At 43.5% G+C, this 19083-nt stretch carries 17 protein-coding genes; 2 read left to right on the top strand and 15 right to left on the bottom strand.

Going from position 1 to position 19083, the window contains the following annotated elements:
- Window positions 1-16: 16 nt before the first annotated feature.
- The 4 genes from GHNINEIG_RS02525 to leuS are packed head-to-tail and all read right to left on the bottom strand — an operon-like array spanning window position 17 to window position 5566.
- On the bottom strand, window positions 17-1270 hold the full coding sequence (locus tag GHNINEIG_RS02525) for a glutamate-5-semialdehyde dehydrogenase (RefSeq protein ID WP_135796809.1): 1254 nt from the start codon (window positions 1268-1270) through the stop codon (window positions 17-19).
- Between the two features lie 53 nt (window positions 1271-1323).
- Window positions 1324-2340, bottom strand: coding sequence for a DNA polymerase III subunit delta (gene holA, locus GHNINEIG_RS02520; RefSeq protein WP_135795189.1), 1017 nt, complete (start codon window positions 2338-2340; stop codon window positions 1324-1326).
- Between the two features lie 20 nt (window positions 2341-2360).
- On the bottom strand, window positions 2361-2906 hold the full coding sequence (locus GHNINEIG_RS02515) for an LPS-assembly lipoprotein LptE (RefSeq protein WP_135795188.1): 546 nt from the start codon (window positions 2904-2906) through the stop codon (window positions 2361-2363).
- A 26-nt stretch (window positions 2907-2932) separates the two neighbouring features.
- A complete protein-coding gene (gene leuS / locus GHNINEIG_RS02510; protein WP_135795187.1) occupies window positions 2933-5566 on the bottom strand; it encodes a leucine--tRNA ligase in 2634 nt (877 codons plus the stop codon).
- Window positions 5567-5639: 73 nt separating this feature from the next.
- Between leuS and GHNINEIG_RS02505 the strand changes: the two genes are divergently transcribed.
- Window positions 5640-6014, top strand: a complete 375-nt coding sequence (locus GHNINEIG_RS02505; protein WP_223260918.1) for a zinc ribbon-containing protein — start codon at window positions 5640-5642, stop codon at window positions 6012-6014.
- A 71-nt stretch (window positions 6015-6085) separates the two neighbouring features.
- Here GHNINEIG_RS02505 and lnt read toward each other — a convergent pair whose 3' ends face one another.
- The 11 genes from lnt to GHNINEIG_RS02450 form a co-directional block, all read right to left on the bottom strand.
- On the bottom strand, window positions 6086-7666 hold the full coding sequence (gene lnt, locus GHNINEIG_RS02500; RefSeq protein ID WP_223260917.1) for an apolipoprotein N-acyltransferase: 1581 nt from the start codon (window positions 7664-7666) through the stop codon (window positions 6086-6088).
- Complete coding sequence (locus GHNINEIG_RS02495; RefSeq protein ID WP_135795186.1) at window positions 7620-8579, bottom strand: HlyC/CorC family transporter; 960 nt, start codon at window positions 8577-8579, stop codon at window positions 7620-7622. Before GHNINEIG_RS02495 ends, lnt begins: the two co-directional genes overlap by 47 nt.
- A 138-nt stretch (window positions 8580-8717) precedes the next feature.
- A complete protein-coding gene (gene ybeY, locus GHNINEIG_RS02490) occupies window positions 8718-9200 on the bottom strand; it encodes an rRNA maturation RNase YbeY (protein WP_135795185.1) in 483 nt (160 codons plus the stop codon).
- Window positions 9197-10165 carry a PhoH family protein gene (locus GHNINEIG_RS02485; protein WP_135795184.1) on the bottom strand — a complete coding sequence of 323 codons (969 nt, stop codon included), beginning with the start codon at window positions 10163-10165 and terminating at the stop codon, window positions 9197-9199. Before GHNINEIG_RS02485 ends, ybeY begins: the two co-directional genes overlap by 4 nt.
- Before the next feature lie 64 nt (window positions 10166-10229).
- A complete protein-coding gene (miaB, locus tag GHNINEIG_RS02480) occupies window positions 10230-11663 on the bottom strand; it encodes a tRNA (N6-isopentenyl adenosine(37)-C2)-methylthiotransferase MiaB (protein WP_135795183.1) in 1434 nt (477 codons plus the stop codon).
- A 175-nt stretch (window positions 11664-11838) separates the two neighbouring features.
- Window positions 11839-12402, bottom strand: a complete 564-nt coding sequence (locus tag GHNINEIG_RS02475) for a prepilin-type N-terminal cleavage/methylation domain-containing protein (RefSeq protein ID WP_135795182.1) — start codon at window positions 12400-12402, stop codon at window positions 11839-11841.
- Between the two features lie 95 nt (window positions 12403-12497).
- Window positions 12498-13565 (bottom strand): sensor histidine kinase, encoded by a 1068-nt coding sequence (locus tag GHNINEIG_RS02470; protein WP_135795181.1) that lies wholly within the window; start codon window positions 13563-13565, stop codon window positions 12498-12500.
- A complete protein-coding gene (locus tag GHNINEIG_RS02465) occupies window positions 13565-14164 on the bottom strand; it encodes a response regulator (RefSeq protein ID WP_135795180.1) in 600 nt (199 codons plus the stop codon). The genes GHNINEIG_RS02470 and GHNINEIG_RS02465 overlap by 1 nt, the downstream gene beginning before the upstream one ends.
- Window positions 14165-14173: 9 nt before the next feature.
- Window positions 14174-15550, bottom strand: a complete 1377-nt coding sequence (locus GHNINEIG_RS02460; protein WP_135795179.1) for a type II secretion system protein — start codon at window positions 15548-15550, stop codon at window positions 14174-14176.
- Window positions 15543-16430 (bottom strand): type II secretion system protein, encoded by an 888-nt coding sequence (locus GHNINEIG_RS02455; RefSeq protein ID WP_135795178.1) that lies wholly within the window; start codon window positions 16428-16430, stop codon window positions 15543-15545. The genes GHNINEIG_RS02460 and GHNINEIG_RS02455 overlap by 8 nt, the downstream gene beginning before the upstream one ends.
- Window positions 16427-17434, bottom strand: a complete 1008-nt coding sequence (locus GHNINEIG_RS02450; protein WP_135795177.1) for a hypothetical protein — start codon at window positions 17432-17434, stop codon at window positions 16427-16429. The genes GHNINEIG_RS02455 and GHNINEIG_RS02450 overlap by 4 nt, the downstream gene beginning before the upstream one ends.
- A 258-nt stretch (window positions 17435-17692) precedes the next feature.
- Here GHNINEIG_RS02450 and urtA point away from each other — a divergent pair, with 258 nt between their 5' ends.
- Window positions 17693-18934, top strand: a complete 1242-nt coding sequence (gene urtA, locus GHNINEIG_RS02445; protein ID WP_135795176.1) for an urea ABC transporter substrate-binding protein — start codon at window positions 17693-17695, stop codon at window positions 18932-18934.
- Window positions 18935-19083 lie beyond the last annotated feature (149 nt).

The following is a 19083-nucleotide window of genomic DNA, read 5'->3' as shown; positions in this document are numbered from 1 at the left end:
CGCCCACGTCATACAATTACTCTCTAATCGTGCCGTCCCCTAGCACAATGTATTTTTGAGACGTCAACCCTTCCAGTCCGACTGGTCCGCGTGCATGGAATTTGTCCGTACTGATACCGATTTCAGCACCTAAACCATACTCAAACCCATCCGCAAAGCGAGTGGACGCGTTCACCATCACCGAACTGGAATCGACACGCGCCAAGAATTGACGGGAGGTCGTTAAATTTTCGGTAATAATCGATTCGGTATGACCTGAGCTGTACTGTGTAATATGCTCAATCGCCTCATCCACATCTTCCACTACTTTTATGGACAGAATAGGCGCTAAATATTCTGTGGCCCAGTCTTCTTCGGTAGCCGCTTTCATATCACAAATAGCACGCGTTTGTTCACAACCACGCAACTCCACACCTTTGGCTTCATACATTTCTACCAGGCCTGGCAGAATCTCGGCAGCACGAGAATCTGCAATCAATAGTGTTTCCATCGCATTACATACCCCATAACGATGCGTTTTAGCATTAAAAGCAACCCGCGTGGCTTTATCCGCATCTGCATCATCATCGATATAGACATGACAAATACCGTCTAAATGTTTGATGACAGGGACTTTAGCGCCTTCACTGATACGTTCAATCAATCCTTTACCGCCTCGAGGAATAATGACATCCACATAGTCCGGCATGGCAATCATCTCACCGACTGCGGCACGATCCGTAGTTTCCACCACTTGAACAGCGGTTGGCAAAAGACCTGACTCACTTAAAGCTGATTGAATACATTTAGCCAAGGCTCGGTTTGAATAAGCCGCCTCAGAACCTCCTCTCAACAAGGCCGCATTACCGGATTTCAAACATAAGGCCGCCGCATCAATCGTGACATTAGGACGAGATTCATAAATAATCCCCACCACTCCTAAAGGCACACGCATTTTTCCGACCTGAATGCCCGACGGCAGATAATTCATATCCGAAATCTCGCCAATCGGATCGTTCAAGGCTGCGATTTGTCTCAACCCCGTCGCCATGCCAGTTATCACTTTATCAGTCAAAGCCAAACGGTCCAACATCGCGGCATCTAGACCATTGGCTTTACCTTGCTCTAAATCTTTCGCATTTTCGGCTTTCAGCGTTTCGGCTTGCGCTTCCAGTGCGGTTGCAATATTTAATAATGCGGTATTTTTTTGACGAGTGGTCGCCACCATTAATTGACGGGAAGCTTCTCGGGCTTGTTGCCCCAGTTTCTGCATATAGGCTTTGACATCCATTTCTTTTTCACTCATCTTTATTCCACTCTCTGTCATCTAACTTTGTTTAAAAATCATTGCGAAATTTTAAATACCAGTTCCGAAAGACCTAACCACTCGTCGCCTTTGCGAAGGCCTTTAATCGTCAAATCAACTTGCAACGCAACGTTCAACAAACTTTGCCAATAAGCCAAATCATGACGCTGTAATGCTGCACTGAATTCCGCTTGCTTCGAAGACCAAATACGTAACTGCTTATACACTTGTGGCAACGATGCCATCTGTTGCTTTTGTGCAATCGAAATCAACTGTCGCAACTCTTTCGACAACAGCCAAAGCACAATCGGTGCTTCCAGACCTTCCTGCTGTAATCGATGTAAAATCTGTAATGCGTATTGGGTTCGGCCAAACAGCATAGCCGTGCTTAACGCAAATAACTGATAGTGTGCCTGATCTGCGACATTGTCGATAATATTCTGTGCGCTTAACGTACTACCGGCAGGAAAAAGCAACGCCAACTTTTCCATTTCTTGATCCGCCGCCAGTAAATTTCCTTCTACCCTTTCCGATAATAAGCCGGCGGCTTCTTCATCCAAACTGAGACCCGCTTCTTGTGCGCGGTTCTGACACCACTTAATGAGCCCAGCGCCCTCAATCGGTTTAGATTGAACGACCCAACCATGCGCTTCAATCGCCTGTACCCACTTCGACTTCAGTTGGCGGCCATCCAGTTTTTCACAGGTAATCACCAAACAGATTTCAGGCGGTTGATCATGCATAGCATTCGCCCAATCTTGAATAAAGGCGCCACCATCTTTACCCGGTGTACCTTTCGGCATATCCAATTCAATAATGCGGCGATCCGCAAACAAAGTGCCTGCCTGGGTTTCCATTTTCAGATCAGCCCATTTAAAGTTCGCGTCCACTTCATAACGGTCCCGCTGAAAATACTCTTGTGATCTGAGCACGCCTCTTAATCCATCTAAGGCTCGACGAACATACAAAGGCTCTTCACCATAAATCAACGTGATGGGCTTGATTTCAAACTGAGGATTCTGTAACTGCTTTAAAAAAGCAGGTGCCATAATCATAATAAATTACCTATGCCGCATTAATTTAACTGAGACCGGTTGATTCGATCAATGATCTGCATAGCAATATCATTCGCCATTTGCTGTTGAATCGAACGCAGCTCTCGATTTGAAGCCAGTGCTGCGGCATTATCAATACGTCGATCGCGATAAACCTGCACCACCGTTTTTAATAACTCTTTTTCCGTCGCCACATCTTCTACTCGAATAGATTGAGCCATTTTAATCAACTCAGATGTCGCATCTCCCTGCCCACTGATACTGGTTCGAGAGACGGTGTAACCGGTTGGCTGAAATGACAACACAATCTGCGCGTCCGCCATATTATTAACCACTTTAACATCAGACGCCTTAAGCTGCTGTTCCAATGAGCGTAGAATATCTGCACGAACCCCATCGGTATTAACCAGTTGAATCGACTCGAAAGTGGCCACCGCATTCTTGCCGACCCCTTTTAAGTGAAAGCCGCAGGCTGTCAAGGTTGCAACCATGCCTAAAATCGCAACAAAACGTAGCCTGACAAGCCAGGCCTGGCTAGTTTGAGTCATGATTAAATATTGAGACATCTTATCCCTCACTTAAATAGATTGGATCAACCTTTCACGACAATATTCACCAGACGTCCAGGCACCACAATTTCTTTAACGATGTCTTTGCCATCGATAAATTTGGCGGCATGTTCGTTCGCTTTTGCCGCGGCTAAAATGGTGTCTTTATCCGCTTCGGCTGCCACTTCGATTTTGCCTCGCAATTTACCGTTGACCTGCACCATGATTTCAATTTCATCTTTCACCAAGGCCGCTTCGTCTACTGCTGGCCAAGCCACATTCAATACCAATCCATCATGTCCTAACGCTTCCCAAAGCGCTTGAGAGGCATGCGGCGTCATCGGAGACAACATTAAAATCAACATTTCCAAAGCTTCTTGCATCACCGAACGACCCGCTTCTGATTCGTCCTTAAAGCGCGAAATATCATTCAACAATTCCATGGTCGCCGCAATGGCGGTATTGAAATGCATCCGACGTCCCATATCATCGGTCACTTTCTGTAATGTCGTGTGTAACTTCAAACGTAAGGCTTTTTGTTCTTTAGTCAAACCATCATTCGACGTACAAGCCGCAACCACACCTGTTGAAACGTGTGCTTGCACCTGACGCCAAACACGATTTAAGAAACGATGAGCCCCTTCTACAGCCGAATCAGACCACTCTAAGGTTTGCTCTGGCGGTGAGGCAAACATAATATACAAACGCAAGGTGTCGGCACCGTACTGGTCAATCAAAGTCTGCGGATCAATCCCGTTGTTCTTAGATTTAGACATCTTAATAATACCGCCGTATTGTACTTCCGTACCGTCTGACTTTAATGTGCCTTTGACGATGGCGCCCTTTTCATCGGTGACTGGCTCGACATCCAAAGGCGAATACCAAGTTTGTTTGCCTTTTTCATCTTGTGTAAACCAACTGCCTGCCAAGACCATGCCTTGCGTGAGCAGGTTTTTAAAGGGTTCATCGGATGAGACCAACCCTTCATCGCGCATCAGTTTATGGAAAAAACGTGCATACAATAGATGAAGAATGGCATGCTCAATCCCGCCGATATATTGATCCACTGGCAACCAATGGTCTGCCGCAGCTTTATCCAACATCGCATTGTCTTCATGGCGAGAGGTATAACGGGCATGATACCAAGACGACTCAAAGAAGGTATCAAAGGTATCGGTTTCGCGATTCGCCGGGCCGCCGCATTGCGGACACGCGCATTTTTTGAAACTGTCCAGTTTCGCTAAAGGCGATCCCGACCCATCTGGCACCACATCTTCCGGCAAACGCACCGGTAAATCTTTTTCCGGAACAGGAAGTGCGCCACAGGCTGGACAATAAATGACCGGGATCGGGCACCCCCAATAACGCTGACGAGAAATCCCCCAGTCACGTAATCGGTAGTTGGTCTGTTTTTCTCCTAAGCCTAATTCGCCTAACACTTTCGCCATTTCATGCAAAGCTTGCTTAGATTTCAACCCATCGAATTGTCCGGAATTAACCAACACCCCTTTTTCGGTAAAAGCTGCTTCGGAAACATCTGCTTCTTCGCCCGCTTTCGGCGCAATCACCGCTTTAATCGGCAAATCATACGCCTTTGCAAACTCATAATCACGTTGATCATGCGCTGGAACCGACATCACCGCACCGGTTCCATACCCCATCAACACAAAATTAGCTGCCCATACCGGCACTTCGTCACCGGTAATCGGGTGTTTGACGCGAATCCCTGTATCAACGCCTTTTTTCTCCATGGTTTCCATATCCGCTTCAGCGGTGGAAATATGAGAGCATGCTTCAATGAAACGTTCCAACGGTTCATTATTCACCGATGCTTTTCTTGCCCAAGGGTGATCTGCCGCCACAGCCACATAAGTCACCCCCATCAAGGTATCAGGGCGTGTAGTGTATACCTTCAGATTACCATTTGATTCATCCAAGCCTGAAGCGATCGGGAATTCAATCTCCAACCCGGTCGACTTACCAATCCAGTTTTTCTGCATGGTTTTGACTTGTTCCGGCCAGCCTTCAAGCTGATCCAAATCTTTCAATAATTCATCTGCATAATCGGTAATGCGTAAGAACCACTGTGCGATTTCTTTTCGCTCAACCGGCACGCCTGAACGCCATCCTTTGCCATCAATCACTTGCTCATTGGCCAGCACAGTCTGATCCACCGGGTCCCAATTCACCACTGATAGCTTACGATACACTAAGCCTTTTTCCATCAAACGGGTAAACAGCCATTGCTCCCAGCGATAGTACTCTGGATGACACGTAGCCACCTCTCTCGTCCAGTCATACCCTAGGCCGAGCCGTTTTAATTGGTTGCGCATATAATCAATATTTTGGTAGGTCCATTTAGCGGGTGCAACTTGATTATCCATTGCGGCATTTTCAGCAGGCAGACCAAAAGCATCCCACCCCATTGGTTGCAACACATTTTTGCCTTGCATACGCTGGAATCGTGACACCACATCGCCAATGGTATAGTTACGCACATGCCCCATATGTAACTTACCGCTTGGATAAGGAAACATGGAAAGACAGTAAAACTTCTCTTTCGAGTCGTCTTCTTTCGCTACAAAGACCTGCTGCTCATCCCAAACTTGCTGGATAGCGGCTTCAATGGATTGTGGTTGATAATCAGTTGTCGATTCAGGCATGGATTCTGTTGTCATGTATCGCTTTCTTTTTGGTATGATTAAAGATAAATTAAATGAAAAAGATTATAACAAATTAGAGGATGTAAAAATGAGTGAAAATAAAATGTTGGCAGCCTATCGTCACATCTTGGAAAAAGCAAAAGAATCGCTCATTCAAGCGGACATGAAAAGCTGGGATTTACTTGGCAAAGCCGTACACAAAGTAGAAGAAAAAGAATCGGTTCTAGAAGAATTGAGTCGAGAGCAATTAGAGCAGGTTCAAGAAGATGTCAAAGCCGATATTTTTCAACTTGCCGAATATATGGAAGAGTTCAACGAGGGGGTAGAATCCTTTATTGAAATGGACCTGCCGATTATTGAAAAATATTTGGAAGAAAAAGCGCTTAGCTTGTCAGATCCAACAGATTTAATGATTTTAAAACTGCGCATTACGGCCGCAATGAATCCTGAAAAATCACTTTAATCTCAAATGAAAAACTGCCAGGCCTGGCAGTTTTTTATAATACATAACGTCTACTACTCTCTTTCGCATTTCTATTTTTTTGCCTGAACAAGTGGCAGCAACGCTATTTTTCGAGCGGCTAAAAAGCTCATCACAACACTGAGCAACAATAGCAAAGGGAGTTGCTTCCATTCCACAAAAGGCGTTGTGCCCGTATAAGGCTGCACTTCACCTCTCAACACCCCGGTTTCATAAGGTGGAATTTCTTGTTTGATTTGTCCATCCGTTCCTACAATGACGGTATAACCTGTATTAGTCGTTCGCGCGATCTCTCGTCCTAGCTCAATTGCGCGCATCTGCACATCCTGTACTTGCTGAGCCGGCTCAAACGTATGTGCAAACCAGGCATCATTACTCACGGTCACCAAATAACTGGAGGTTTTAGCCGAATCAGCCAACTCTTCACCAAAGGCCATTTCATAACAGACCGACACCCCTACTTTATGTTTCCCTAACGCTAAAGGCTCTTGATCGGGTGCGCCATGCGTAAATTCCGAAAACGGGATATCAAACATCAAACTTAAGGTTTTTAAGATTTTAGAAAAAGGGAAGTACTCACTAAATGGTACGAGGTGTTTTTTATGATAGACTTGCTCAGGATTTCTAGCATTGACCAGTGCATTAAAATACTCGCCTGTTTGTCGGTTGCGAGTAATCACCCCCATCAAAACATCGGTTTCCAGTAACTGAGTATCCTTAATAAAAGAGCGCAACACTCCGTTTTCAACCGTATCATAATACGCTGGCACAGCGGTTTCAGGCCAGACGATCAAATCGGCATCCAGATTCTGTTTTGTCAAACTAACATACGTTTTCAAGGTCGGTATAAAGTGAGCTCGATCCCACTTTTGATCCTGTTTAACATTCCCTTGCAACAAGGCCACTTTTACCGGTTTTCCTTCCGGCTCAACCCATTGCACATTTTTTAATGCCGCGCCTGTCAACCAAAGCACTGCTAATAGAAAACTGGCACCAATCCAAGCCCTGACTTGGTATAACCACAACAAAATACCCGCTGTCATCGCCACTGCCCAACTGACCCCCAACACCCCAAAAACGGGCGCATAGCCATCCAGCCAGGTCAACAGGTGCGTGTTTCCTGTCATTAAAAAAGGAAACCCACCAAATAAGGTCGCTCTCAACCATTCTGCAAACACCCAAACAGCTGGCATGACCAACACCCAACTAAAAGCGACCTTATCAGCACTTTTCAGCAAGCCAACCAACCAGCCAGCCAGCATAAAATACAACGATAAGAATAAAATAAAAATAAAGGTGGCTAGAATCGCCAAGACAAGGTTCACGTCCGCATAAATATACATGCTGGAAATTAACCAGCTCACCCCCACCCCAAAAAAGCCTAGGCCAAACCAAAGTCCGATTTGAGTCGTCTCTTTTTTAGAGCCTGCTTTAAACCAAAGCCAGAATAGGCCAGCTAACGCAATGACAGCCAAAGGAGCGATGGCCACAGGTGCATGCGCAAACACCATCATAGCGCCAAGTACAAAAGCACTCAATAATGGTTTGGACGGTTTAAAAAAAGAAAGGAATCGTTTCATAAATCGACTAGGACTGACTGGAAACATCCGTTGCATTTTTTTCTGACGACTCATTTGATGATGGCTCAGAAGTCTCGCTAACCTCTGATGATTTTGACTCTTGTGACTCGTCTTCTGAGTCAGACTCTTCGTCATCAAACACCGACTTTTCTTCTACCAAAAAGTTTTCTACTCGGCGTTCATCAGCTTTTAGCACGGTGATTCTCAACCCTTCAATTTCAAAAACCTCATCTTCTTCTGGAATTTTTCCTAACCGTTTGGCAACAATGCCGCCAATGGTTTCCAACAATTCATCTTCAAAGGTTGTATTAAAAAACTGGTTAAATTCATCCAAGGACGTTATTGCTTTTACCGCATAAGCACCGGAAATATGTTTTTGGATATTGTCATCATCTTCGTCATGCTCATCTTCGATGTCTCCAACAATTTGCTCCAAGACATCTTCAATGGTGACCAGTCCTGCGACTTCGCCATATTCGTCCACCACCAAAGCCATGTGATTTCGACTGTTTTTAAACTCTCTAAGCAACACATTTAAGCGCTTACTCTCCGATACCAAAACTGGCGTTCGGTAGAGTTCTTCCAGCTGAGTCTTATCGGTTAGCTGATGTTTGACAACCGCACGCAAGACATCTTTCGCCAGTAAAATACCAATCACCTCATCGGTATCTGCGGACAATACTGGATAACGAGAATGCGCTGCATCCAGCATAGTCTCTAAAATGACATCTAATTCATCCGCTTCATCCACACAAGACATTTGCACCTTTGGAATCATAACATCTCGGACACGCGCTTCCGACACATCCAACACCCCTTGAATCATTAACAGCGCATCTTTATCAATCAAGTCCTGTGCTTGGGCTTCTTGCAAAAATGAATCTAAATCTTCCCGGCTCTCCGGTTCATCTGAAAATAACTTGGAAAGCTTTTCAAACCACGAAGAACCGCTACTACTGTCACTCATGAAATTTTTCACTCCGGTTTACTATCATAAATAAATCTATACTTTCTATTCGTTATATACGAACCACTTCAGATATTTCAATAGGAAAGGGATCATCAAGAAAAAGTATAAAAGAAATACACAAATCAGTGCGTTGAATCAATCCGATTCATAAGGTGAGTCATAACCGAAATCCGCTAAGATTTCAGCCTCCAATGCTTCCATCTTAATGGCTTCTTCATCGTCTATATGGTCCATCCCTTGAAGATGCAAACATCCATGAACGACCATGTGTGCCCAGTGTGCTTCCAAGGGTTTGTGTTGTGCTTTGGCTTCTTGTTTCACCACCTCGGCACAAATGACCAAATCCCCGATATATGGCAACTCCTCACCGAGGTCCACTAAAACCGGAGGATTTTCAAATGGAAAAGACAGTACATTGGTGGTTTTATCTTTTCCTCGAAAATCACGATTAAGCGTTTGAATTTCATCTTCATCGACAATGCGAATCGTTAACTCCGTTTCACCGTCCAAACGATCATCCAGCAATGCGGCTTCAACCCACTTCAAACATTGTTCATAGGTCGGTAAATCAGCTTCTTCAACCTCTTCGACTGCTACTTGATAATCTAGGTGTATCATTTTGCCGCACTCCTTCTATCAAATTGATCGTAAGCTTGAACAATCTTTTGCACCAAGTTATGGCGCACCACGTCTTGAGATTGATAAAAGGTGAAGCCAATTCCTGGAACCCCTTCCAACACTTCAATCACGTGTCTTAACCCTGACCGTTGATGGTTCGGTAAATCACACTGCGTAATGTCACCGGTAACGACCGCTTTCGACCCAAAACCAATTCGAGTCAAAAACATTTTCATCTGTTCAGTTGTCGTGTTTTGAGCTTCATCTAAAATAATAAAAGATTCATTTAACGTACGACCACGCATAAAAGCAAGCGGCGCAATCTCAATAATATGTTTTTCAATCAACTTTTCAACTGTTTCAAACCCGAGCATCTCAAAAAGAGCATCAAATAAGGGACGTAAATAAGGATCCACCTTTTGATTGAGGTCTCCCGGTAAGAAACCAAGCTTTTCACCAGCTTCAACAGCCGGGCGCGTCAAAATAATGCGACGAACCTGTTCCGACTCCAATGCTTCAACAGCAGTGGCAACCGCTAAATAGGTTTTACCCGTTCCTGCCGGACCGATACCAAAGCTGACATCATACTCTTTTACAGATTGAATATAGTTGGCTTGGTTAGCATTACGCGTCTTGATGGTTTTCTTTCGCGTTTTGATTAATAATTGATCATCATCCATGGCTTTGGCTTCATCAAACCCCAGTGACTGCAAGGCAAGATGTACCTTCGGAGGGTCCAGAGGCTCTTTCTGCGCCATTTGGTACAAGTCACGAATGAACTGTTCAGTTTGCACCAACCGCTCTGCCAGCCCAGTGACACTAAACTTAAACCCCAAATGGTTTATTTCAACACCTAGACGCAGCTCAAGCTGAGACAAATGTTCACTGTGCCACCCGCAAAGGTTGGCCAGTGCATCATTATCTTCAGGAGTTAAATGAAATTGTATGGTGTGAAGCGTTGTCAATGAACAAAAACCATATAAGAAACGAGCCTAATAATAAGCCCATCATAATGAAAAAAATTGTGAATTACAACGCATAAAACTGTCGTTGAGAAAACTGCTCGGCTTCCGGTGTTGCCACCAACTTCCCTTTCAAAGAGTTGGTATAGGCTTCTTCAATTAAGACATCTACAAATTGACCAATCAGTTCTGGCTGCCCTTCAAAATTCACGACTCGATTATTTTCCGTACGCCCTGACACTTCATTAGTTGAATTACGCGACAGTCTTTCAACAAGCACGCGCTGTGTTGTCCCAACCATCCCATCACTAATTGCAGCCGTTTGCTCATTCAACATCGCTTGCAGGGCTTGTAAACGACGTTTTTTCATATGCAATTCAACATCATCAGGCAAACTCGCAGCAGGCGTTCCTGGACGAGGGCTGTAGATAAAACTGAAAGAACGGTCATAGTTCATTTCTTTTACCAAGGCGAGCGTTTCTTTAAAGTCATCGCACGTTTCCCCTGGGAAACCGACAATAAAATCACCCGACAAACTCAAATCAGGTCGAATTTTACGAATTTTACGAATCGTCGCTTTATATTCGATGGCCATATGATTGCGTTTCATCATCGCCAAGACTCTATCAGAGCCAGACTGAATCGGTAAATGTAAATGCGAAACCAATTCCGGCACCTCGGCATAACAATCAATTAAACTTTGTGTCATCTCATTTGGGTGTGATGTGGTAAAACGAATACGATCAATGCCTTCAACGGCTCTGACAGCATGAATTAAAACCGCTAAATCAGCCACTTCGCCATCCGGCATCTCACCGCGATACGCATTGACATTTTGCCCGAGTAAGTTGACTTCTCGCACACCTTGTTGAGCTAAAGATTCAATTTCAGCCATGACATCTGAAAAAGGTCGGCTGAATTCTTCACCACGAGTGTAAGGCACGACACAGAAAGTACAATATTTTGAGCACCCTTCCATGACAGACACAAAGGCCGACACGCCATTTGACTCGGGTTCGGCTAAGTTATCAAACTTTTCAATTTCAGGGAAAGAAATGTCGATAATCGCTCGCTTCTTCAATTTTTTATCTTGCTCAGTAGCAGTTCGTAAAGCTAAGGCTTCTTCGATCATCGCCGGTAAACGATGTAAGGTCTGCGGACCAAAAATGACATCCACTAAAGGGGCACGTTTACGAATCACATCCCCTTCCTGGGAGGCTACGCAACCACCAACACCAATCACTCGGTTCGGCTTTGCCGCTTTCCACTTTTTCCAACGTCCAAGTTCATCAAACACTTTTTCTTGTGCTTTCTCTCGTACAGAGCACGTATTCAAAAGCAACATATCGGCTTCTTCAGGTGTTTCCACCAGACTCAGTCCATAGGTTTTTTCTAACAACTTTGCCATACGATCTGAATCGTATTCATTCATCTGACACCCGTAAGTTTTGATGAATAAACCACCTGAGAATGGTGACGTGCGTGACTGTAATTCTGACATAACCCGACCTTAAAAAATAAAGACTTAATATTTGTACGGCTTTAACAAAGCTATCTTATTGATTCTAATTAATAAAATTTAAATTTAGGGCGCGTATTCTACCACAAAGTCATATAAAAACAGCAAAAACAAAAAAGCCCCTATTGAAGGGGCTTTTTTCCTAAACGCGACAGATCTAGAGTCGGTAACACAAGTCATATGTCACAGTACCATCAATCGTATAAGATGTAGCCGCATCATCCCCCTGAATCGCTCCAGAACTTGGGATGCCGTCATCATACTGGCTATCTACAATATTTGCCGCATCTCCGGGCATGTCCATAAAGCAAATATTATTTCCTTGCGCATTAGTGTAAGCATTTTCATTCACTTCAATATTTCCGCCAAATGCATGGGTTGGAATCGCATCATCTGGCGCCCCTGTCAAAAGATTGGCTCGGCGTAGCTGTTCATAAAAGGCCGCTTCCTCATCATCATCTATTTGACCGTTAGCATCCCCTTTATTGGTTGAAATATCCGCAATGGCAGACGAGCTATCATCCCCCGGCAAGGCTTTATAGCGCTGTTGATAGGTCAACACTGCAGACAGGATACTTTGTGCATCACTATGGACATTCTTAATCTTTGCGCCATTGATTAACTCTTGACCTTTCAGCACCCCGCCTAACAACAAGCCGATAATCACCAATACAATCGCCATTTCGACCAACGTAAACCCTTTTTGATGAACTGATGCCATGTTTATTTCTCCACATGAATTAATAATGCTTTATCTTCTTACAGTTTAGGCCAATTTCCATAAATTCACAGAGTAAATTTCTCTTACCCACATTCTTATTCGGGGTTAAGCTGAGCACAAAACTGCACTACAAACCGATTCCGATACTCCAGCGCCTCAAAGTAAATAGCGCCACCCACTGTCGACAATAGCTCGCGTGTAATAAACAACCCCAGCCCCATTCCTTTTTCCGAACTAGACCAAAACGGCTCAAATAATCGCTCACTTTGAATATCTTTTTCTCCCTCCTGACGCGCCATTGAAAAAATAACGTGCCCGTCAGGCATGACATCAATCAAAATCGGTTTGTCATAAGCATGATGTTGAAAGTTTTCCAGCACATTTTGAATGACCTGCTCAAACAACGTATAAGACATGGAACAGCTAAATGAGCCGTGCAACTGGTATTGAATATCCAACCCCTTTGCAATTCGTGTAATTTCACTGGCAAATTCAATCGATTCGACACCTTGAAAGGCGCCACTGGAAAGCGTCATTTGTTTAATGGTTTTTTCAGCACGCCCTGTCACGCCAGGCAATACCTTTTTTAGGTGCTCAACCAGCTGATGCTTTTCATCTTCTGATTCAACTTCACGAACTTGATCGGCTAACAATTGAATAAACTGAGCTAAATTTTTAATGTCATGCTGTACGAATAACTGATATTTTTCTAACCGCTTTTGTGACAAGAAAAACTGAGTATTTTTATTACTGACATCTAATACCAGTAAGGATTTGAACGTTTGAAAAATCAATTGAGCAAAGAGTTTTTTTTCACCCCTCAAACGAGGCGCGGCCAACAACAACTGAAAATCCATTCCACCTTCAGCAAGGCTCACAGGATAAGACACTGCGGCTTCTTTCCCTTTTTCAATGCGCTTCACCTCTCCAAACCAGACAATCTCGCCCTTCATGCCTTTAAAGCCAGCAGCCTTTAAAATTGGCCAGGCCTGCTCAATAAAATCCAACGCATCCTGGTTGACCACTTTATTCACTTCATACAGTTTTAAAATCGCATTTTTCAATTCACGACTTTGGGCCTGCAGATACCACACCACCAGAATCAACGTCAATCCGACTAAAGTGGTGCTAAAAGCTAACGCGCCTATCCATTCAGAAAACATCAAGAACGCTCAATGCCATATTTATTGATTAAGTAATAAACATTTTCACGTTTCAATCCAAGTCGTCGAGCCACCTCATGGATATTAAATTCCGTATCACTCAATACTTGCTTTAATAACTTTAACTCAGCTGCATTTCGGGCGGCTTTTACCCCCTTGGCCATTTCAAGGTCCAACTCGATCTTCTGAACCCCCTCTTGCTCTTTTAACTTTAAAGACTGTTTTAAAAACAACAATGCGCGATCAATCGATTGCTTTAATACGCCATACTCAACCGGTTTAGTCAAAAAATCAAACGCGCCATATTTAATCGAAGCATATGACGTTTCGTCAGCCGATTGTCCCGTAAGCACAATCACCTTAGTACTCAACATTTCTTCAGAAACCCAATCCAGTAATTTCAGACCTTCTGTCGCAGCATGCTCATTTGGCGGCATCCCTAAATCCAATACCACAACCTCAATCATTTGCTCCTTTAGCAAAGTAATCGCATCTATCGTTGTTTCTGCTTCATACACGCTAAAACCAGACCCTTTAAGGGAAAAAGACAACATTGCCCTCAAACCTTGATCATCATCGACCAATAATACCGAGCCCATCCAACCTCCTTATAAGTTCAATAAAGAACCATCATTAAATTGAACCACCTCAAAATTCGTCACACGACTTGCATAACCGCTATCAAGCCATTCCTGCTCAGTCAAATTAACATAAAGCGTATCGTCACCTGACCCACCATCCAAGTCACCATTAATCAACCCATCAATCTTAAGAGCATCATTTCCGGCCCCCATATCAACGGCATTATTTACATTTCCCTTAATATAAATAAAGTCATTTCCGCCTTCGGCTTTTAACGACTTTGTGCCGTTCAGATCGCCTTCAATCGTTAAATTATCGTCTTCGGCCCCTAAAGAAATAGCGGCTTCTGAGTTCCCCAGAATCCACACAATGTCATTTCCCGTCCCTGTATCCAAAGCATCATTCTGATTTCCTCCTATTTGAACCGTATTGTTGCCATTCTTAAGGTTTAGTTTGGCATTTAAATCCCCGGTCACCTCTAATGAATCATCACCATTGGTTGCTAAGAAATCACCACTGTCATTAAAATCATCAGAAATCGTGGTATCGAAAGTGCCTGACGGCAAGACGGGGACTTCTCCAGTGGAGGGTGTACCACTTCCTGGTGTGTTATCAAACAGAGCATTCGGGTGTGTTTTTAAGAAATGCGATTTAACTTCATAGCCTGACAAACCTGAAACCGTGTCATCAAAGAAACCACCAACGGATGGCATTGCTGCAAAACTCCCCTGCCAAAATAATGCATCACCATCACAGTTCTCGCTTTCTGGTGTTCCTCGCTCATTACAATTTACCCCTCCTCTTTGATTACCCGCAACCAACACAACAGAAAGATTTTCATAAGCCATTTGAGAGGAATGACTACAAGACGAAACCCCTTCCGAACAAACATCATAATTCCCTTGGCCAGCATCATCTGCAACCGGAGGCGTGATCAACTGAAAAACGGGAAGCACTCCAGCAGACACCGATCCCTGAGAACAAGTTCGATTACAAAAATAGCTGGCTGAATGCGCTGCATCTTGCATAGTGGTAATGACCGTTGCACCTTCATTCACGGTATAAAGCACCAAATTCGAAAAACCATCTCGCACATCTGATAATCGCAGTCCTATATCTCGATAAGGTACATGGCCTTCAGAGTCTGTACAAGCACCGCTTGTGACTCGATCTTCCAAACCATCGCTATCCACATCAGGGCAAGGCAAATAACTGTTCACATCATTAAATGACAATAATGCTTGCTTTATTTGAGATAAAAACTGACGACTATCCGCATAGCGAACCTGGTCATTTTGTGATTTTAAAATCACAACGGAACCGACAATCAACAACGAAACAATCATCAACACCAAAGCCATTTCAATCAACGTAAACCCTTGACTAAACCGATTCCTACTCACCCGAGAACCCTCTTACCTTTAACAAAGCCTGCTTTGCGTCATACATATTTATCCAAGTCAAATAATCATCCATTACATCTGAGCGATTAATTTGGAACACCCCCGATTGATCTCCATCACAATTTTCTCGCTCTTCTGAACCAGTGGCCGTCGCTCCTAAACAATCTTCCCAGGTTTGTAATCCATTTTTGCCAAACGACACCACCATGGCCACAATGCCATTATCAACTTCCGCTTGCTGCTCGTCTATGACTTTCATATTCTTTAAAGCATCTGCTTCATCCACGCCATTAGGCGGGGTCGCCATCACGAAATAGGGGGAAAAATCACCAGGCCTGGGATCTTCAGAAAATCGACAATTTCCGGTACATGCGCCATCAGCTTTTGCTGAAGAGCAATGGCAGTAAAATAGATTGCTTGTCGCGCAAACACCGGACTCATTAGGCAACGTTCGCTCACCCGTCTGACCAAAAACACTAGCGGATTGACAAAGGTCATTAATATACTTCTTGTTCTCCGAGCGTGCATTCACACGGTAATAAAATGGATTATGCCAAACATCTTTTCTGGGAACCCCCAAGTCTCGAGAAGGCAGTGTTCCTTCACGTGCTTTACAAACTGACACGCCACTGGATTCTTTACGATTTTCTTTCCCATCCTCATCTGTATCTGGGCAAGGGAGATGCTTATTCACCTTTAAATAGGTCAACATCGCCTGTTTGATATCCAGCATTTGCTTCTCTGCTATTTTGCTGTTTTCCGCCTGATGAAAACTGCCTAAAAAACTCAACCCTCCCCCCACAATCAACCCTATCAATAACAGCGCAAATGCCATTTCTATTAAGGTAAAGCCTGTTTGACTATCAGAGGATTGACTCATAACCCACACGTCCCAGTAAAGCTTCGCCAATTACCGCCGGAAGGATTTTGAACCGCATCATAATCATTAAACCAGTAGGCTGCATTTGAATCGACTTGAGTGAGCGAATCCAACTGACTACAAACTCGATTCATGACCGTATTCTGCCACTCAGAAAAAGTAATACCCACCACCAAATCATTCACACCAATATTTTCTCTGCTTTGGCTGAAAAAATGTCGGTTACCATCCGCGTTACCATCTACCTGATGGCCGTCGATATCAAAGCGCCGGTCTAAATAATCGGCAACCCTTTCAACGGCCGTTCCACTTTGACTTCGGTCTTGTGCAAAACCATCTTGGAAGACTTGCGGCACATTAGGAAAAATAATCAAGGCAACATAACCCTCAACGCCATTCAACGTCAACCAAGGTAAAGTTGCATCCGGTAACCCATTAGGTGGCGGCGCATCAGGCTCCATGGCAGGAGTAAGGGTAATATTTAATGGTGCATAACGCCCTGTCGATCCATTATTGTATAAATTATTTCCATTCACGAAGCGTTCATCCACAACATAATAAAACTGACGCGGCTCAAGCGCTCCAAAGAAAAAATTACGCGTCTTAAACCCCACAGGTAAAAAACCATACACAAAACCACTGGTGTCATCAGCCGTGTCACGCGGGTTGCCGCAGCTGGTTTCTGCACCCAGCACCCAGCCATCTCCATCCAAATCTCGACAAGGTAAATAGCCAGGTCCAGGAAGCTTTCCGGCTTCTTTATAAGTTCGACTATTCGAGACTAAATCACTCTGATAGAGCTCAGGTTGAAAAACTGCATACTTTAATAGCTGTTGCTTCACTTCATTTAACTGACTCATCTGCTTTAAATAAACATCTGATTGATACCGTAATGCGGTGTTGTCTTGGTAAAGACTAAAGATTGCTGCTGCTCCAATGGCCATAACAACCACAAGCAACATCATAATAAATCCGGATTGAGATGAGGAGAGACTGGCGCGCATAAGAACTGCCTTTAATCAAACTATAGACAGTTTAAAACAAAAAGAGGTCAGCCATAAACAAAAAACAAAACGCACCAAACAAATACATAAAACGCACCAAACAAACATAAAAAGTTAATAAAAATAACAAACCAAACCAAAAAAACGAACAAAAATCATTAAAAATCAACAAAATAAAAAAACTGGCTTGTTTAGTGCTTTGTTTAGCCCGACTTGCTTTATTTTATTCAATCTTACATATATAAGAGGCTAAACAATATGCAAAACCATCCTCATCAACCCAATAAGCTTAGACGCTTGATGCTAAAAACAATGATGGCGCTTCCTGCTACCATGCTTTTTTCAAACGTTGCCACAGCATCTGAAGTAAACAGCACTGGTCTGGCAGTAACGGATGATACAGTAACTGTAGGTATTCTTCACTCAGCCACAGGAACTATGGCTATCAGTGAAACTGGGTCAATCCAAGCCGAAAAATTAGCCATTGAGCAAATCAATGCTTCAGGTGGTGTCTTAGGACGTCAAATCAAATACATTCAAGAAGATGGGGCAAGTGATTGGCCTACTTTTGCTGAAAAAGCTAAGAAACTTCTTGTTCAAGACAAAGTTGATGCAATCATGGGGTGTTGGACTTCAGCTTCGCGTAAAGCAGTACTTCCTGTTATGGAACAATATAACGGTATGCTTTTCTACCCTACTTTCTATGAAGGGTTAGAGCAATCTCCTAATGTAATCTACACAGGGCAAGAAGCAACTCAGCAAATCCTTAAGGGTATCGATTGGGCTAAAGAAACAAAAGGAGCTAAGAAATTTTTCTTGCTTGGTTCTGACTACATCTGGCCACGTACTTCTAACAAAATCGCTCGCAAACACATCGAAAAACTTGGCTTAAAAGTAGTCGGTGAAGAGTATTACCCTTTAGGACACACTCAGTTCAACTCAGTAATCAACAAAATCAAGCTTAAAAAGCCTGATGTGATCTTTACTACTGTCGTTGGTGGGTCTAACGTTGCATTCTACAAGCAGCTTAAAGCAGCGGGTATTGATCTAACTAAAGAAAAACCACTGGTCCTTACACTATCTGTAACAGAAGATGAAATTTTAGGTATCGGCGGTGAAAATGTTGAAGGTCTATACGCTTCAATGAAGTATTTCCAAAGCCTACCTAATGACAACAATAAAGCATTTGTTAAAGCATTCAAGAAACGCTGGGGAGACGACATTGTTATTGGTGATGTAACTCAAGCAGCATATCTTGGTCCTTGGTTATGGAAAGCAGCAGTTGAAAAGGCTGGTTCTTTCGATATCGATAAGATTCGTAAAACTCTACCGGGCATTGAACTCACAACTGCACCAGAAGGTTATGTAAAAGTTCATCCTAACCATCATTTATGGTCTAAATCCCGCATTGGCCACGCTAAAAAAGATGGTCAGTTTGACGTGGTTTATGAATCTAAAGAGTTGATTGAACCAAATCCATTCCCTAAAGGTTACCAATAAGTTAACCATCTGCAGTCCATTTAAATATGGGCTGCACCTAATTAAAGGCTCTAAAAGCAGTATAGAGTCTTTAATTAGGTGCACTAACCAACCAAGAATACTCTAAAAATTTTAACTTGAATTATTTTACCTGCCAGGAGGAAAAATAA

The sequence above is a fragment of the Hydrogenovibrio crunogenus genome (assembly GCF_004786015.1).
Lineage (GTDB): Bacteria > Pseudomonadota > Gammaproteobacteria > Thiomicrospirales > Thiomicrospiraceae > Hydrogenovibrio > Hydrogenovibrio crunogenus.
This window is presented reverse-complemented; position numbering and strand designations above follow the sequence as displayed.

Coding starts and splice junctions, on each gene's coding strand:
- GHNINEIG_RS02525 (WP_135796809.1), bottom strand. CDS start 1,270: ATGGATGTCAAAGCCTATATGCAGAAACTGGGGCAACAAGCCCGAGAA.
- holA (WP_135795189.1), bottom strand. CDS start 2,340: ATGATTATGGCACCTGCTTTTTTAAAGCAGTTACAGAATCCTCAGTTT.
- GHNINEIG_RS02515 (WP_135795188.1), bottom strand. CDS start 2,906: ATGTCTCAATATTTAATCATGACTCAAACTAGCCAGGCCTGGCTTGTC.
- leuS (WP_135795187.1), bottom strand. CDS start 5,566: ATGACAACAGAATCCATGCCTGAATCGACAACTGATTATCAACCACAA.
- GHNINEIG_RS02505 (WP_223260918.1), top strand. CDS start 5,640: ATGAGTGAAAATAAAATGTTGGCAGCCTATCGTCACATCTTGGAAAAA.
- lnt (WP_223260917.1), bottom strand. CDS start 7,666: ATGAGTCGTCAGAAAAAAATGCAACGGATGTTTCCAGTCAGTCCTAGT.
- GHNINEIG_RS02495 (WP_135795186.1), bottom strand. CDS start 8,579: ATGAGTGACAGTAGTAGCGGTTCTTCGTGGTTTGAAAAGCTTTCCAAG.
- ybeY (WP_135795185.1), bottom strand. CDS start 9,200: ATGATACACCTAGATTATCAAGTAGCAGTCGAAGAGGTTGAAGAAGCT.
- miaB (WP_135795183.1), bottom strand. CDS start 11,663: ATGTCAGAATTACAGTCACGCACGTCACCATTCTCAGGTGGTTTATTC.
- GHNINEIG_RS02475 (WP_135795182.1), bottom strand. CDS start 12,402: ATGGCATCAGTTCATCAAAAAGGGTTTACGTTGGTCGAAATGGCGATT.
- GHNINEIG_RS02470 (WP_135795181.1), bottom strand. CDS start 13,565: ATGTTTTCTGAATGGATAGGCGCGTTAGCTTTTAGCACCACTTTAGTC.
- GHNINEIG_RS02465 (WP_135795180.1), bottom strand. CDS start 14,164: ATGGGCTCGGTATTATTGGTCGATGATGATCAAGGTTTGAGGGCAATG.
- GHNINEIG_RS02455 (WP_135795178.1), bottom strand. CDS start 16,430: ATGAGTCAATCCTCTGATAGTCAAACAGGCTTTACCTTAATAGAAATG.
- GHNINEIG_RS02450 (WP_135795177.1), bottom strand. CDS start 17,434: ATGCGCGCCAGTCTCTCCTCATCTCAATCCGGATTTATTATGATGTTG.
- urtA (WP_135795176.1), top strand. CDS start 17,693: ATGCAAAACCATCCTCATCAACCCAATAAGCTTAGACGCTTGATGCTA.